Origin of the sequence: Micromonospora sp. NPDC049275 (genome assembly GCF_043197115.1) — a bacterium.
GTDB lineage: Bacteria > Actinomycetota > Actinomycetes > Mycobacteriales > Micromonosporaceae > Micromonospora.
Window position 1 is genome coordinate 21,410 of sequence record NZ_JBICSN010000022.1, and the last position, 15,801, is coordinate 37,210.

Genomic DNA, 15,801 nt, shown 5'->3' on the forward strand with positions numbered 1-15,801 from the left:
CCGGCGAGCAACGTTCACAGTTGTCGATTAGGTTGGCGGTGCGTACACCCGATGGAGGGAGTCCACCTCGTGCGACGAGTCCTCACGGCGGCCACCGCCGCCCTGACCCTCACCACCGCCGGCACCATGCTCACCGGCACGCCCGCCCCGGCCGCCCCGACGGGCTGGGGCCGGCCCGTCGTCTCGGTCGCGCCGCAACCCGGCGCCCCCGGCCTGGGCGACACCTACTTCCCCGACTACGGCAACGGCGGCTACGACGTCTCGCACTACGACGTCCGGCTGCGCTACGACCCGGCCACCGACCGGCTCACCGGCACCACCACGATCCTCGCCACCGCCACGCAGGACCTCTCGGCGTTCAACCTGGACTTCCTGCTCGACGTCGAGTCGGTGCGGGTCAACGGTTGGGAGGCCACCACCGGCACGGCGGGCGCGCACGAACTGGTGGTCACCCCGGCCCGCACGATCACCCGGGGCCAGCAGCTCACCATCGTGGTGCGCTACGGCGGCATCCCGTCGGAGACCCTTGTCGGCGGCTACACCGGCTGGACGCGCACCGACGACGGGGCGCTCGCGGTCAACGAGCCCGAGTCGGCGTGGTGGTGGTTCCCGAGCAACGACCACCCGCTGGACAAGGCCACCTTCGACATCTCCGTCTCGGTGCCCACCGGCGTCGAGGTGATCAGCAACGGCGTGCAGCCCCGGCCACCGGCGGCCGAGGCCGGCAACCGCACCCGGTGGATCTGGCGGACCACCACTCCCACCGCCACCTACCTGGCCTTCATGGCGATCGGCCAGTACGACATCGTCACCGACACCACCCCCGGTGGCCAGCCGGTGATCAACGCGTACAGCACCTCGCTGGGCGCGCTCGGGCCGGCCGCGCGGGCCAGCATCGAACGGACCGGTGAGATCACCGACTGGGAGAGCGGGATCTTCGGCCCGTACCCGTCCGAGGCACGAGGCGGCGTTGCCGGGCCGGTCGACGGCATCGGCTTCGCCCTGGAGACGCAGACCCGCCCGGTGTACGGCCCGGGTTTCTGGCGTCGCGGCGCCAACACGTACGTGGTGGCCCACGAGAACGCCCACCAGTGGTTCGGCGACTCGGTCTCGGTCGCCGAGTGGCGCAACATCTGGCTCAACGAGGGCTTCGCCTCGTACGCCGAGTGGCTCTGGTCGGAGGAGCAGGACGAGGGCACCGCGCAGGAAATCTTCGACTTCACGTACGCCAGCTATCCGGCCGACGACGAGTTCTGGCAGGTGCTGCCCGGTGATCCGGGCGCCGATCGGGTCTTCGACGACGCGGTCTACGACCGGGGCGCGATGACCCTGCACCAGCTCCGGCTGGCCGTCGGCGACGACGCGTTCTTCGCGATCCTGCCGGCGTGGACGGCCGAGCACCGGCACGGCAACGGCACCATCGAGGAGTTCCAGGCCCTGGCCGAGCGGATCTCCGGCCTGGACCTGGACGACCTGTTCACCACCTGGCTGTTCACCCCGGGCCGGCCCGACGTGGCAAGCGCCGCCCGCAAGGCCGCCCCGCCGACCGAGCCCAAGTCGTGGGGCAAGATCCGCGAGTCGCACCAGCTGATGTCCCACTAGCGATTCGGTGTGGACCGGAAGGGCTCGCCGCCCCTGCGGCGGGCCCTTCCGCGCCGGCCGCCCCTGCGGCGGGCCCTTCCTCGCCGACCTCCGCTTCAGCCAGGGCGGCCCCCCGGTCACCAGCGCCCCACCTTCGCGGCATCCCGCTGTTCTTCAGGGCCGCGGATCGACGGCCGACCACTTTGGTGCCGGCCTGTAGAGCTGCCCCAGGAATGGGGCAATGGCGGCGGCCCATATCTGGGGCAGCTCTACAGGGATTGCGAGGAGTGTGACTCACCCGCCCGGCCGGCCTTCCGAGGGGAGCCGATCACACGACCGCTGGGTCAGCCACCGGCTCGGCCGTGCTCGCCTCGACCGCACGGATGTGCCGATAGGCGAACCAGAGCGGCGCGAACGCCCCCACCGCGAAGGACAGGTCGACGAGGGTCCAGAACCAGGGAATGTCTCGGACCGGGCCGCAGATGAGCGCCAGCGGAATGATCCCCGCGCAGGCGATCATGCCGACCTGCACCGCTGTCTCATGGTCCGGCCGGCGCGGCAGATGCCTGCCACGCCGGCCGGAACTGCTCGAACGAACCTCAGCGAACGGCGAGCGGCTGCGCGGCCGGGCCGACCGGCGCCGGCAACGCGACGGCGCCACCCAGGTAACCGTGGATCGCGGCGGCAGCCGCGCGCCCCTCGGCGATGGCCCACACGATCAGCGAGGCGCCCCGGTGCATGTCACCGGCGACGAACACGCCGTCGGCGGCCGTCTGCCAGTCGTCGCGGGCGTCGATCGCCCCCCGCGGGTTGCGGGTCACGCCGAACTGCTCCAGCAGCGGCTGCTGCTCGGTGCCCTCGAAACCGATCGCCAACAGCACCAGGTCGGCTGGCAGCTCCCGCTCGGAACCCGGGACGACGGTGACCACCCGTCGACCGTCGCGCTTCTCGACTGTCACCTCGGCGATCCGCACCGCGCGCACCTGACCGGTGCCGTCGTCCACGAACTCCTGCACCGCGACGGCGAAGACCCGCTCGCCGCCCTCCTCGTGCGCCGGGTAACTGCGCAGGAGCCACGGCCACGTCGGCCACGGGTCACGGGCCTCGTCGCGCTCCTGCGGCGGCTGCGGGTACAGGTCGAGCTGGTGGACGCCGGCGGCGCCCTGCCGGTGGGCGACGCCGAGGCAGTCGGCAGCCGTGTCGCCGCCACCGATGATCACCACGTGCTTGCCTGCCGCGTCGATCGGGGTGCCGTCCGGCAGCACCGCGCGGGCCGCCCGGCCCTCGCCGGTGACCGCCACGCCGGGCCCGCCGTCGGTCGCCGTGGCGACCGCGCGATTCGCCGCGACCAGGTGCGCCATCGCCTGGTGTACGCCCCGCAGCGCCCGCCCCGGGGTCTCCGGGGTGTCCCGGCCCTGCAACGCCCCGGCGGCCAGCAGCACCGCGTCGTGCTCGGCGCGCAGCTGCTCGGCGGTGACGTCGACGCCTACGTGCACGCCGGTGCGGAAGCGCACCCCCTCGGCGGTGAGCTGCGCTAACCGGGCGTCGATGTGCCGCTTCTCCAACTTGAAGTCGGGGATGCCGTACCGGAGCAGGCCGCCGATCGCGTCGTCGCGCTCGTACACCGTCACGCTGTGACCGGCGCGGGCCAACTGCTGGGCGGCGGCCAGGCCTGCGGGCCCGGAGCCGACCACGGCGACCGACCGGCCCGACGGCGCCGGCGCCGGACGCGGGGTGAGCCCGCGCGCCGCCGCCGCGTCGGCGATCTCCACCTCGACCTGCTTGATGGTGACCGGCTGGCCGCCGGCGATACCGAGCACGCAGGCCGCCTCGCAGGGCGCCGGGCAGAGCCGGCCGGTGAACTCCGGGAAGTTGTTTGTGGCGTGCAGCGACTCCACAGCGGCGTCCCAGTTGCCGGTGCGGACCAGGTCGTTCCAGTCCGGGATGCGATTGCCCAGCGGGCAGCCGTCGTGGCAGAACGGGATGCCGCAGTCCATGCATCGGGTGGCCTGCTCACGGACCAGTTCCTCGCCGGCCGGCGGGTACACCTCCCGCCAGTCGCTGATCCGCACCGGCACCGGGCGGCGGGCCGGCAACCGCCGGTCGTAGCGCAGGAAACCGTTCGGGTCAGGCACGTGCCACCTCCTGGGCAGCCACCCGCGGGGCGGGCGGCACCGGCGCGGCGGACGGCACGCTGAGCGCGCTCATCACCGCGTCGTCGACGTCGCGGCCGGCTGCTTCGGCGGCCCGCATGATCTCCAGCACCCGGCGGTAGTCGCGGGGCACCACTGCGGTGAACTCGGACACCGCCTCCGGCCAGCGCTTGAGCAGCTCCTCGGCGACCGCCGACCCGGTCTCGGCCACGTGCCGCTGCACCAGCTCGTGCAGCAGCGCCTGCTCCTGCTCGCGCAGCGGCGCCAGGTCGACAAGCTCCGCGTTGACCCGGGACCGGTCCAGCCGGTGCACGAACGCCGTACCGCCGGACATACCGGCGGCGAAGTTGCGGCCGATCGCGCCGAGCACCACCACCGTGCCACCGGTCATGTACTCGCAGCCGTGGTCGCCGACGCCCTCGACGACGGCGACCGCGCCGGAGTTGCGCACCGCGAACCGCTCCCCCACCCGACCGCGCAGGAAGACCTCGCCCGCCGTGGCCCCGTACAGGATGGTGTTGCCGGCGATGATCTGATCCTCGGCCCGCTGCCCCGGCTCGGCGTCCGGGTCGAGGAACGGCGCGGTGGCGTCCGGACGGACGATGAGCCGGCCCCCGGAGAGGCCCTTGCCCACGTAGTCGTTGGCGTCGCCGTGCAGGCGCAGCGTCACCCCGCGCGGCAGGAACGCGCCGAACGACTGCCCGGCGGTGCCGTGCAGCACGAACTCGACTGTGTCGTCCGGAAGGCCGCCCCCGCCGAAGCGGCGGGTCACCTCGCCGCCGAGCATCGCGCCGACGCTACGGTGCTCGTTGCGCACCGCGACCTCGACGCGGACCGGTGCCCCGTCCTCCAGGGCCGGACGGGCCAGCGCGATCAGCTCGTTGTCCAGAGCGTGCTCGAGACCGTGATCCTGGGCGCGCACCCCGCGCCGGGCAGCGCCGGCCGGCAACTCCGGCAGGTGCAGGACGGATGCCAGGTCGAGCCCGGAGGCCTTCCAGTGCGACACCGCCGGGGCCACGTCGAGCAGTTCGGTCTGCCCGATGGCCTCCTCGATGGACCGGAAGCCCAGCTCGGCCAGATATCCCCGCACCTCCTCGGCGAGGAACAGGAAGAAGTTCTCCACGAACTCCGGCGTGCCCGTGTACCGCTCGCGCAGCACCGGGTTCTGGGTGGCGATGCCGACCGGGCAGGTGTCCAGGTGGCAGACCCGCATCATCACGCAGCCCGAGACGATCAGCGGCGCGGTCGCGAAGCCGAACTCCTCCGCGCCGAGCAGCGCCGCGACCAGGACGTCGCGGCCCGTCTTGAGCTGGCCGTCGACCTGCACGGTGACCCGGTCGCGCAGCTTGTTGAGCAGCAGCGTCTGCTGCGCCTCGGCCAGCCCCAGCTCCCACGGGGTGCCGGCGTGCTTGAGCGAGTTCATCGGGGACGCGCCGGTGCCGCCGTCGTGGCCGGAGATCAGGATGACGTCGGCCTTGAGCTTGGCCACCCCGGCGGCGACGGTGCCCACGCCCACCTCGCTCACCAACTTGACGTGCACCCGGGCCGCCGGGTTGACGCACTTCAGGTCGTGGACGAGCTGAGCCAGGTCCTCGATGGAGTAGATGTCGTGGTGCGGCGGTGGCGAGATCAGACCGACGCCGGGAGTGGCGTGCCGGGTCCGGGCGATCCACGGCCACACCTTGTTGCCGGGCAGCTGGCCGCCCTCGCCGGGCTTCGCGCCCTGGGCCATCTTGATCTGCAGGTCGTCGGCGTTGACCAGGTATTCGCTCGTGACACCGAACCGGCCGCTGGCGATCTGCTTGACCGAGGAGCGCCGCAGCGGGTCGTGCAGCCGGTCGACGTCCTCGCCGCCCTCGCCGGTGTTGGACTTGCCGCCGAGGCGGTTCATGGCGATGGCGAGCGTCTCGTGCGCCTCGGCCGAGATCGACCCGTACGACATGGCGCCGGTGGCGAAGCGCTTGACGATCTCGGTGGCCGGCTCGACCTCCTCGATCGGCACCGCCGGACGGACCCCGGTACGCAGGGTGAACAGCCCACGCAGCGAGCCGGCCTGCGCCGCGAGCGCGTCGACCTTGGCCGTGTACTGGCGGAAGACGTCGTACTGCCGGCTGCGGGTGGCGTGCTGGAGCAGGAAGACCGTCTCCGGGTTGAACAGGTGCAGCTCACCCTCGCGGCGCCACTGGTACTCGCCGCCGACCTCCAGCCGGTCGGAGCCGGCGGTGTTCGCCGGCGGCCAGGCCAGCGCGTGCCGGGCGGCCACCTCGGTGTGCACGCCGGCCAGCCCGACGCCGCCGATCCGGCTGGGGGTGCCCCGGAAGTAACGGTCGATCAGCCGGGTGTCCAGGCCGACCGCCTCGAAGACCTGCGCACCGCAGTACGACGAGACCGTCGAGATCCCCATCTTGGACATGATCTTCAGGACGCCCTTGCCGAGCCCCTTGGCGTAGTTGCGCACCGCCGCTGCCGGTTCCACGCCGAGCAGCGCGCCCGTGGCGATCATGTCCTCCACGGACTCGAACGCCAGGTACGGGTTGACAGCCGCCGCGCCGTACCCGATCAGGACCGCCGCGTGGTGCACCTCCCGGCAGTCGCCGGACTCCACGATCAGCGCCGCCTGGGTGCGGGTCTGCTCCCGCACCAGGTGCTGGTGCACGGCCGCGGTGAGCAGCAGCGACGGGATCGGCGCGAGATCGGCGTTGGAGTCCCGGTCGGAGAGCACCAGGATGCGGACGCCGTCCTCGATGGCCTCGGAGACGTGCCGGCAGATCTCGGTCAGCCGCGCCTTGATCCCGGCGGCGCCCTCGCGGATCCGGTACAGCCCGGAGACCCGCACCGCCTTGAAGCCGGGCAGGTCGCCGTCCTCGTCGATGGAGAGGATCTTCGCCAACTCGTCGTTGTCGATGATGGGGCGGGGCAGCACGATCTGCCGGCAGCTCGCCGCGTTCGGGTCGAGCAGGTTGCCCTCCGGCCCGATCGTCGACGCGAGGCTGGTCACCAACTCCTCGCGGATGGCGTCCAACGGAGGGTTGGTGACCTGGGCGAAGAGCTGGTGGAAGTAGTCGTAGAGCAGCCGCGGCCTGGTGGACAGCGGCGAGATCGGGGTGTCCGTGCCCATCGAGCCCAGCGGCTCGGCGCCGGTACGGGCCATCGGCGCGAGCAGGATCTTCAGCTCCTCCTCGGTGTAGCCGAAGGTCTGCTGGCGCCGACGCACCGAGTCGTGGGTGTAGACGGTGTGCTCGCGGGGCGGCAGGTCGTCCAGCTCGATCAGCCCGGCGTGCAGCCACTCGCCGTACGGCTGCGCGGCGGCCAACTCGGACTTGATCTCGTCGTCGTGCACGATCCGCCCGGCCACGGTGTCGACCAGGAACATCCGCCCCGGCTGGAGCCGCCCCTTGGCGACCACCCGAGCCGGGTCGAGGTCGAGCACGCCCGCCTCGGAGCCCAGCACCACGAGGCCGTCGTCCGTCTGCCACCAGCGCCCCGGGCGCAGCCCGTTGCGGTCCAGCACCGCGCCGACGATCTCGCCGTCGGTGAAGGCCACCGACGCCGGACCGTCCCACGGCTCCATGAGGCTCGCGTGGAAGCGGTAGAAGGCCCGCTTGGCCGGATCCATCCCGGGGTCGTTCTCCCAGGCTTCGGGGATCATCATGAGCACCGCGTGCGGCAGGCTCCGGCCGGCCAGGTGCAGCAGCTCCAGGACCTCGTCGAAGTTCGCCGAGTCGGAGGCGGCGGGCGTGCAGACCGGGAAGACCCGTCGGATGTTGCCCGGCACGTTCGGCGAGCGCAGCAGCGCCTCGCGGGCCTGCATCCAGTTGCGGTTGCCGCGGATCGTGTTGATCTCGCCGTTGTGGGCGATGAGCCGGTACGGGTGCGCCAACGGCCAGGACGGGAAGGTGTTCGTGGAGAACCGGGAGTGCACGAGCGCGATCGCGCTCTCCACCCGCTCGTCGCGCAGGTCGGGGTAGAACGCCGGCAACTGGTCGGGCGTGAGCATGCCCTTGTAGACCATGGTGCGGCTGGACAGCGACGGGAAGTATGCCGGCACGCCCCGCTCGGCGGTCTCCCGCTCAGCCTGCTTACGCAGGCAGAAGGCCACCCGGTCCAGCTCGATGCCGCTCAGTGCGGAACCGGCCGGCCCGGCGGGCGAGTCGGTGAGGCGGTGCGCGGCCACGAAGACCTGCCGCACCCGGGGCATGGCCGCGAGAGCGGTTTCGCCGAGTCCCTGCGGCTCGATCGGCACGTCCCGCCAGCCGAGCAGCTCCGCGCCTTCGACCAGCGCGTACTTCTCGACCACCCGACGGGCACGCGCCTCGGCAGCGTCGTCGTCGGGGAGGAACACCAGGCCCGTGGCGTACTCGCCGGCCGGTGGCAGCGTCACGTCGGCGACCGCGCGCAGGAACGCGTCCGGGACCTGGATCATGATGCCCGCGCCGTCGCCTGTGTTGGGCTCCGCGCCCCGGGCGCCACGGTGGTCCAGGCGGCAGAGCGCACCGAGCCCGTTGGCGACGACCGCGTGGGACCGTCGGCCGTGCATGTCCGCCACGAAGGCCACCCCGCAGGCGTCGTGCTCCTGCGCCGGGTCGTAGAGACCCTGGGCGGGCGGATGGGGGCCGGGCGTCGGGGACGCCTGCGGGCTGTGCGGGTGCGGCTGTGTCGTGTCCGCGTACGGCTGAGCCACCGGGCCTCCTGTCGTCACTCAGGTTGGATCATGGTGGGGACGACGTCGGCCCGTGGGTCTATTGAGTCTACGTTAGGGCTGGGGGCGCAAGGCCACTCAAGATTGATCACACCGTCCAGAGTCTGGGACGTGTAGTCTCGCGCGGTGGATTCGGTGCACAAGGACATCTTCGACCGGTTGGAACGCTTCTACGACGCGGTGCCCCGCGACGTCGCCGGTGTCGAGGAGCATGGCGGGCTGGTGCTGTTCGTCCGCGAGGGCGTCGGCTGGCCGTTCTACGCCCGCCCCCGGATCGGCGCCACCGAGGCGCCGTCGCTGGCCGACGTGAGCTCGGCGCGGGAGCGCCAGCGGGAGCTGGGCCTGCCGGAGGCCTTCGAGTGGGTGCACGAGACGACCCCCGAGCTGCTGGCGGTGGCCCGCTCGGCGGGGCTGAACGTGCTGGAGGCCCCGCTGATGGTCCTCGACCCGGCCGCGCTGCCCGACCCGGCGACGCTGTCCGACGTACCGGTGCGGGTGCTGGCGGCGGACGCGCCCGACCTCGCCGCCGACGTGGCCGCCCGGCGGGCGGTGGCGGCCGTGGCGTTCGGCGCCGCTGGCACCGCGCCCGGCACGGCCGGCCCGGCCGAACGGGACGCGGCGGTCACCGAGTTGGAGCTCGCCGCTCTGGACGAGGAGCGGGTCCGCATCGCCGACGGCCGGCGGATCTCGGCGCTGGCCGGGACACCCACCGAGGGCGCGCTGGCCAGCGGCATGGCGATGCGGGTGGACGACGTCGCGGAGATCGCCGGGGTGGCCACCCTGCCGGCCGCCCGACGTCGCGGCATGGGCGCCGCGTTGACCGCCACCCTCGCCCACGAACTGCTCGCCGCCGGCACCGGCCTCGTCTTCCTGTCCGCGGGCAGCGAGGAGATCGCCCGGGTCTACCTGCGCGTCGGCTTCCGACGCATCGGTACCGCGTGCATCGCCGAACCCACCGCCCTGATCCCCTGAACCGCGCGGACGGTCAGGCCGGCGGACGCCACTGGGCCGCCGAGGCGGCGGCGCTGGAGAGCAGCCGCGAGTTGATGGTGCCGAGCGCGGCGTCGCGGGCGCGCAGCGCCAACCGGCCCCGGGTCTGGAGCACCGCCGACATGCGCCGGGTCTGCCGGACCACTGTCGCGGCCCGGGGACGGCGCACCCGGTCGTACGTCTGCACGGCGTCCGGCAGGCGGGCCTCGCGCAGCAGCGAGGCGAGCGTGGCGGCGTCCTCGAAGGCGAGGCACGCGCCCTGACCGAGGTGCGGCGGCATGGCGTGCGCAGCGTCGCCGAGCAGCACCACCCCGCCCGGCCCGACGCCGAAGCCGTAGGCGCGCGGCAGCGGACGCAGCTCGCGGACCTCCTGCTGCACGAGGTCGCTCGGGTCGGTGGCGTCGAGCAGCGCGGCGATCGGCGCCGGCCAGCCGGCGTACCAGCGGCGCAGGAGGGCGAGCTGGGTCTCCGGCGGCTCGGGGCGCGGAGCGCCGGCGGCGGTGGCCACCCAGTAGATGCCACCCCGGCTGGAACCACCCGACGAGCCACGCTCACCCAGCGAGGCGGCCACGAACCGGTAGCCCGCGCCGAGAACCTCGCCGGCGATCGGCTGGTCGGCGGGCAGTCGGGGCGCCCGGTACCAGGGGATGACGGCCCGCCACGCCGCGCAGCCGGAGCTGACCACGCCGGACTCGGGGGCCAGTTGGCGACGGATGACACTGTCCGTGCCGTCCGCGGCCACCACCAGGTCGGCCTCGATGGTGTGCCGCCCGTCGTTCACCCCGGGGCGTTCCCCCGGCTCGACGCGGACGTGGCGCACTGTCACCCCGGTACGCAGCTCGACCCGGTCACCGAGGCCGGCGATCAACGCGTCGTGCAGATCCTCCCGGTGCACCACCACAGGCATCCGGTCGGCAGGCGTCGGCCGGGGTTGCACCAGCCAGTGCCCGTCCGGACGGCGGACCCCACCGTCGGGCAGCGGGGTGGCGATGGCTGCCAGACCGGCGCCGAGGCCGAGGGCCTGCAACGCGCGGACACCGTTGGGCCAGAGCACCACAGCGGTCGGCTCGGGGCGGACCCGCTCGGCGCGGTCCAGCAGGGTGACCTGCCAACCGGAGCGGGCCAGCGCGCCGGCGACCGCGAGGCCACCGACCCCGGCACCCACCACCACCGCGCTTCGCATCGGTGTCGCCCCCGCTCAGCTGTCCCGGTCGGCGGGCCGCACGCCGGCGGCGTCGGCCCGGTCGTCGTCGCGCGCCTCCCGCGTGCCGTCCACCGGCCCGTCGTCGCGGGTGCCGGCTGCCTCGTCGTCGGCCGCCTCGTCGTTCACCTCGTCGTCGAGCGGCTCGGCTCCCTGGGGGCGTACCTCGTCGGCCGGCTCCGGAGGCGCCACGCCGGTGTCCCGCCAGGTGTCGTACTGCTCCTCGCTGACCACCCGGTAACCCTCCGGGGCGGCGGCGCGCGCGCTGGTCTGGCCCTCGGAGATGTCGACCTGGGACAGGTCGGACGTGGTCGGCGGCGTGGAGGTGGCCGCCACACCGATCGGGATCAGGTACTCCCGGGGGCCGCGGACCCGCACGAAGTAGATCAACGCGCCGAGGAAGACCAGGGCCGCGGTCCAGACATTGAGACGTACGCCGAAGATCTGGTTCGCCTCGTCGGTCCGCATGAGCTCGATCCAGAACCGGCCGGCGGTGTAGCCCATCACGTACAGCGCGAACGCCCGACCCCGCCCCAGCCGCAGCCGCCGGTCCAGGAGAAGGACCAGTGCGACGACGCCGAGGTTCCACAGCGCCTCGTAGAGGAACGTCGGGTGGTAGAGGCCGGGTTCGAGGATCGGCTTGCCGGCGTCGTCCCGCAGCGCGTGCCCCGGATTGTCCGGGTCCATCCGGTGGATCTGCAGACCCCACGGCAGCGTCGTACGGCCGCCGAACAGCTCGTTGTTGAACCAGTTGCCGAACCGGCCGATCGCCTGGGCCAGCGGCAACCCCGGCGCGAGCGCGTCGGCCACCACGCCGAACGGGATGCCGAGCTGCCGGGCCGCGATCCACGCGCCGACCGCGCCACCGGCGACGGCACCCCAGATGCCGAGACCGCCCTCCCAGATGTAGAGCGCCTTCAGCGGTTCGCCACCGGCGCCGAAGTACTTCTCCGGGGAGGTGATCACGTGGTAGATGCGGGCGCCGATGATGCCTGCCGGCACCGCCCAGACGGCGATGTCGAGCACCGCGCCCGGAGCGACGCCGCGCTGACGCAGGCGCCGCTCGGTCACCCAGCAGGCCACCACGATGCCGGCGATGATGCACAGCGCGTACGCCCGCAGCGGGAACGGCCCGAGCTGCCAGACGGCGGTGCTGGGACTGGGCAGGGCCGCCTGGGGGGACAGCGAGGCGATGGTCACGGGTGCACACGCTACCGCTGCGCACCCCCGCAGCGGCACCCCGGGCCGCCGTGCGCGGATCCCGATGACTTCTGGTTTGCGCCGCCGTACGCTCTTTGTCCATGAGCGCGCTCACCTGGGCGGTCGTCGCGGTCGTCACCGACGACGCGGGCCGGGTGCTGCTCTGCCGCCAGGGCCGGGGCCAGCGCCGGTACGCGTTGCCCGGCGGCCGGCTGCGCCCCGCGGAGAGCCCGGTGCGGGCGGCGCTGCGCGACATCCCCGCCGAGACCGGCTGGGAGATCGACCTGGTCGACCTGGTCGGGGTCTACCACCTCGACGGCCCGACGACGCATGCGCGGGCGGGGCGGGCCGGGCCGCTGCCGGACGTCCTGGTGCACGTGTTCCGCGCGCGTGCCGCCGAGGGGCGACCGACAGCCGATCCGCCGCCGGGCTGCCGGCTGTCCTGGCACGCCCCCGACGCGCTGCCCGAGGCCGTCACCCCGCTCACCCGGGCGGCAGTCACCGACGCGCTCGCCGGCCGTTCCGGCGTCCTGCGGACCGTCCCTCGGGTGCCCGATACCGTCGACTCCCCGCCACCGGCTGCCGCGCCCCCGACCGAGGGGACCAGTCCGGCAGCCGGTATTCCGCCGGAGCAGCGCGGTGAGGCGCCAGCAGACCCCTCCCTCCTGCTCTGAGCGTCGCAGTGCCCTCCGGCGTCGCAGTTGTTCCCGGCGCGTCCGCGCGCCAACGCCCAGAAGGCAGGGCCCGCGAGCCACGGCTCGCGGTGCCCAGCAGTGAAAGACCAGCGAGGTGGGCTCAGCGGGCGGGGTTGCGGACGCCCTCGGCGAGTTCGGCGCTCAGGGTGCGCAGCGCGGCCAGCCCTTCGGCCTCGGAGGGGGCGTCGAGCACGCAACGGACGAGCGCGCTGCCGACGATCACCCCGTCGGCGTACCCGGCGACCGTGCTGGCCTGCGCGCCGGTGCCCACGCCCAGCCCGACGCCGACGGGAAGGTCGGTGACCGCGCGAACCCGCGAGACCAGCGTGGGGGCCGCGTCGGAGGTACGCGTGCGGGCGCCGGTCACCCCCATCACGGCAGTGGCGTAGACGAAGCCCCGGCAGTTGTCCACCGTCATCGCCACCCGGGCGTCGGTGGACGACGGCGACACCAGGAAGGTGCGGTCCAGGCCGTGCGCGTCCGAAGCGGCCAGCCACTCGGCCGCCTCGTCGGGGATGAGGTCCGGCGTGATCAGGCCGGTTCCGCCGGCGGCGGCGAGGTCGCGGGCGAACACGTCCACGCCGTACCGCTCGATGGGGTTCCAGTAGGTCATCGTGACGACCGGCGCACCGGTCGCCGCGACCGCCTCGATGATGCGCAGCGTGTCGGCCGTGCGGACGCCGCCGGCCAGCGCGATGTCGCTGGCCTTCTGGATGACGGGGCCGTCCATCACCGGATCGGAGTACGGGATCTCCACCTCGATGACGTCGACGCCTGCCTCGACCATCGCCGTCATGGCCGCGATGCTGCCCTCGACGGTCGGGAACCCGGCCGGCATGCAGCCGACCAGCACGGCCCGCCCGTCGGCCCGGGCCTTGTCGAAGGCCACCCCGATGCGGCTCATCTCAGTGCTCCTTGTCGAGGATGCCGAAGTAGTCCCCGGCGGTGTGCACGTCCTTGTCGCCCCGCCCCGAGAGGTTGACCACGATGGTGGGCTCCCGGCCCAGCTCGGCGGCCAGCTTCGGAGCGAGGGTCACGGTGCCGGCCAGCGCGTGCGCGCTCTCGATCGCCGGGATGATCCCCTCGGTGCGGCAGAGCAGTTCGAACGCGGCCATCGCCTCGGCGTCGGTGACGGGCAGGTAGTTGGCGCGGCCGGTGTCGTGCAGCCACGCGTGCTCGGGCCCGACGCCCGGGTAGTCCAGGCCGGCGGAGATCGAGTGCGATTCCAGCGTCTGCCCGTCGGCGTCCTGCAGCACGTACGTGCGAGCGCCGTGCAGCACGCCCGCCGACCCGCCGGTGATGCTCGCGGCGTGCCGACTGGTGGCGACCCCGTCGCCGCCGGCCTCGAAGCCGTAGAGGCGCACGTCCTCGTCGGGGACGAAGGCGTGGAAGATGCCCAGCGCGTTGGAACCGCCGCCGACGCAGGCGGCGACCGCGTCCGGCAGCGCGCCGGTCAGGTCGAGGCACTGCTGGCGGGCCTCGTCGCCGATGCCCCGGACGAAGTCCCGGACCATCGCCGGGAACGGGTGCGGCCCGGCGGCGGTGCCGATCAGGTAGTGGGTCTCGTCGACGTTCGCCACCCAGTCGCGCATCGCCTCGTTCATCGCGTCCTTGAGGGTCCGCGAGCCGGTGACGACCGGGACGACCGTGGCGCCGAGCATCCGCATCCGGGCCACGTTGAGCGCCTGCCGCTCGGTGTCGACCTCGCCCATGTAGACCACGCACTCCAGGTCGAACAGGGCGGCGGCGGTCGCGGTGGCGACGCCGTGCTGCCCCGCCCCGGTCTCGGCGATGACCCGGGTCTTGCCCATCCGCTTGGTGAGCAGCGCCTGGCCGAGCACGTTGCGCACCTTGTGGGCGCCTGTGTGGTTGAGGTCCTCACGCTTGAGCAGCACCCGCGCGCCGACCTTCGCGGAGAACCGCCGGGCCTCGTAGAGCAGCGACGGCGTGCCCGCGTAGTCGCGCAGCAGCGCGCCGAACTCGGCCCGGAAGGACTCGTCCGCGATCGCCGTACGCCACGCCCCGTCGAGCTCGTCCAGCGCGGCCACCAGGGCCTCGGGCACGAACCGGCCGCCGAAGCGGCCGAAGTGGCCGGCGGAGTCGGGCTGCGAGCCGGCCACCGGGGCCAGCGCATCGGCGCTCATCGGAAATCCTCTCGGTGGGGCGTCACACCGGCGCGGGTCAGCGCACCGGCCGGGGCGTCGCCGGGTGGTTGCCGGCGTTGACCAGTTCGGCCACCGCCTCGCGTGGGCTCTTCTGGGTGACGAGGCCCTCGCCGACGAGAACCGCGTCCGCGCCCGCGGAGGCGTACCGGATCAGGTCGTGTGGCCCGCGGACGCCGGACTCGGCGATCTTGACGACGCTGCTCGGCAGGCCCGGCGCGATCCGCTCGAACACCGACCGATCCACCTGAAGGGTACGCAGGTCACGGGCGTTGACGCCGATCACCTGCGCGCCGGCCTCCAGGGCGCGGTCGGCCTCCTCCTCGTCGTGCACCTCGACCAGCGCGGTCATGCCCAGCGACTCGATCCGCTCCAGCAGGCCCATCAGCACGTTCTGCTCGAGGGCGGCCACGATCAGCAGGACCAGGTCGGCGCCGTGCGCGCGCGCCTCGTGCACCTGGTAGCTGGAGACCACGAAGTCCTTGCGCAGCACCGGCACGGTGACCGCGGCCCGCACGGCGGCCAGGTCGTCCAGCGACCCGCCGAACCAGCGCCCCTCGGTCAGCACGCTGATGGCCCGCGCCCCGCCCGCCGCGTAGTCGACGGCGAGATCGGCCGGATCGGCGATCTCGGCCAGCCGGCCCTTCGACGGCGAGGAGCGCTTGACCTCGGCGATGACCGCGACGCCGGGCTTACGCAACGCCGCGTACGCGTCCAGCGGCGGCGGCGCCGCCGCGGCCAGCTCACGGATCCGTTCCAACGGAACCTGCTCCTGGCGTCGGGCGACGTCCTCGCGCACGCCAGCCAGGATCTCGTCGAGCACGCTTACGGACGCCGCCTGACCGGCTTCGTCCCCCTCCGCGTGCGCATGCTCAGCAGTCACCAACGGACTCCCCTCTCCGGGTGTCATGGGCCGATGCTAGGGGCAGCCGACCGACGCCGGGAGCCGGGGGTATGGCGCTGCTCACGAAAAGGGCTGCGGCATAATGGCCGACTTGCCGTGAACGGGATGTCACGCAGCGCCACCTCCGGTATCGACCGCCGTCACACGACGGGAGCCCGGCGGCCCCGGTCGAACCGGGCCGACCCATCGATCATGCCACTGGTTCCGCCCCGCCGC

10 protein-coding genes and 1 pseudogene are annotated in these 15,801 nt (G+C 73.3%); 3 read left to right on the forward strand and 8 right to left on the reverse strand.

Annotation, left to right across the window (positions count from 1 at the left end):
- Positions 1–69: 69 nt before the first annotated feature.
- Positions 70–1,602 carry a M1 family metallopeptidase gene (locus ACGFIE_RS32535; RefSeq protein WP_393302116.1) on the forward strand — a complete coding sequence of 511 codons (1,533 nt, stop codon included), beginning with the start codon at positions 70–72 and terminating at the stop codon, positions 1,600–1,602.
- A gap of 307 nt (positions 1,603–1,909) precedes the next feature.
- On the opposite strand, the pseudogene ACGFIE_RS32540 reads toward ACGFIE_RS32535, so the two are convergent.
- The 3 genes and pseudogenes from ACGFIE_RS32540 to gltB form a co-directional block, all read right to left on the reverse strand.
- Positions 1,910–2,113 (reverse strand): annotated as a pseudogene (locus ACGFIE_RS32540) (hypothetical protein); the annotation flags it as partial.
- Positions 2,114–2,180: 67 nt separating this feature from the next.
- A complete protein-coding gene (locus ACGFIE_RS32545; protein ID WP_393302119.1) occupies positions 2,181–3,716 on the reverse strand; it encodes a glutamate synthase subunit beta in 1,536 nt (511 codons plus the stop codon).
- The gene (gltB, locus tag ACGFIE_RS32550) at positions 3,709–8,415 is read right to left on the reverse strand and encodes a glutamate synthase large subunit (protein ID WP_393302122.1); all 4,707 of its coding nucleotides are present in this window, start codon (positions 8,413–8,415) and stop codon (positions 3,709–3,711) included. The genes ACGFIE_RS32545 and gltB overlap by 8 nt, the downstream gene beginning before the upstream one ends.
- Before the next feature lie 153 nt (positions 8,416–8,568).
- Here gltB and ACGFIE_RS32555 point away from each other — a divergent pair, with 153 nt between their 5' ends.
- Positions 8,569–9,405: a GNAT family N-acetyltransferase gene (locus ACGFIE_RS32555; RefSeq protein ID WP_393302196.1), complete on the forward strand. Its 837-nt coding sequence runs from the start codon at positions 8,569–8,571 to the stop codon at positions 9,403–9,405.
- Between the two features lie 13 nt (positions 9,406–9,418).
- Here the strand turns inward: ACGFIE_RS32555 and ACGFIE_RS32560 are convergent, their stop codons facing one another.
- Positions 9,419–10,606, reverse strand: a complete 1,188-nt coding sequence (locus ACGFIE_RS32560; RefSeq protein ID WP_007462913.1) for an FAD-dependent monooxygenase — start codon at positions 10,604–10,606, stop codon at positions 9,419–9,421.
- Between the two features lie 15 nt (positions 10,607–10,621).
- Complete coding sequence (lgt, locus tag ACGFIE_RS32565) at positions 10,622–11,824, reverse strand: prolipoprotein diacylglyceryl transferase (RefSeq protein ID WP_393302125.1); 1,203 nt, start codon at positions 11,822–11,824, stop codon at positions 10,622–10,624.
- Positions 11,825–11,925: 101 nt separating this feature from the next.
- On the opposite strand from lgt, the gene ACGFIE_RS32570 reads away from it, so the two are divergent.
- A complete protein-coding gene (locus tag ACGFIE_RS32570) occupies positions 11,926–12,498 on the forward strand; it encodes an NUDIX hydrolase (protein WP_393302128.1) in 573 nt (190 codons plus the stop codon).
- Positions 12,499–12,619: 121 nt separating this feature from the next.
- On the opposite strand, the gene trpA is transcribed toward ACGFIE_RS32570, so the two are convergent.
- The 3 genes from trpA to trpC are packed head-to-tail and all read right to left on the reverse strand — an operon-like array spanning position 12,620 to position 15,504.
- Positions 12,620–13,423, reverse strand: a complete 804-nt coding sequence (trpA, locus tag ACGFIE_RS32575) for a tryptophan synthase subunit alpha (RefSeq protein ID WP_363688700.1) — start codon at positions 13,421–13,423, stop codon at positions 12,620–12,622.
- Between the two features lies 1 nt (position 13,424).
- Positions 13,425–14,663 carry a tryptophan synthase subunit beta gene (gene trpB / locus ACGFIE_RS32580; RefSeq protein ID WP_393302131.1) on the reverse strand — a complete coding sequence of 413 codons (1,239 nt, stop codon included), beginning with the start codon at positions 14,661–14,663 and terminating at the stop codon, positions 13,425–13,427.
- Between the two features lie 37 nt (positions 14,664–14,700).
- On the reverse strand, positions 14,701–15,504 hold the full coding sequence (trpC, locus tag ACGFIE_RS32585) for an indole-3-glycerol phosphate synthase TrpC (RefSeq protein ID WP_039906616.1): 804 nt from the start codon (positions 15,502–15,504) through the stop codon (positions 14,701–14,703).
- Between the last annotated feature and the right edge of the window lie 297 nt (positions 15,505–15,801).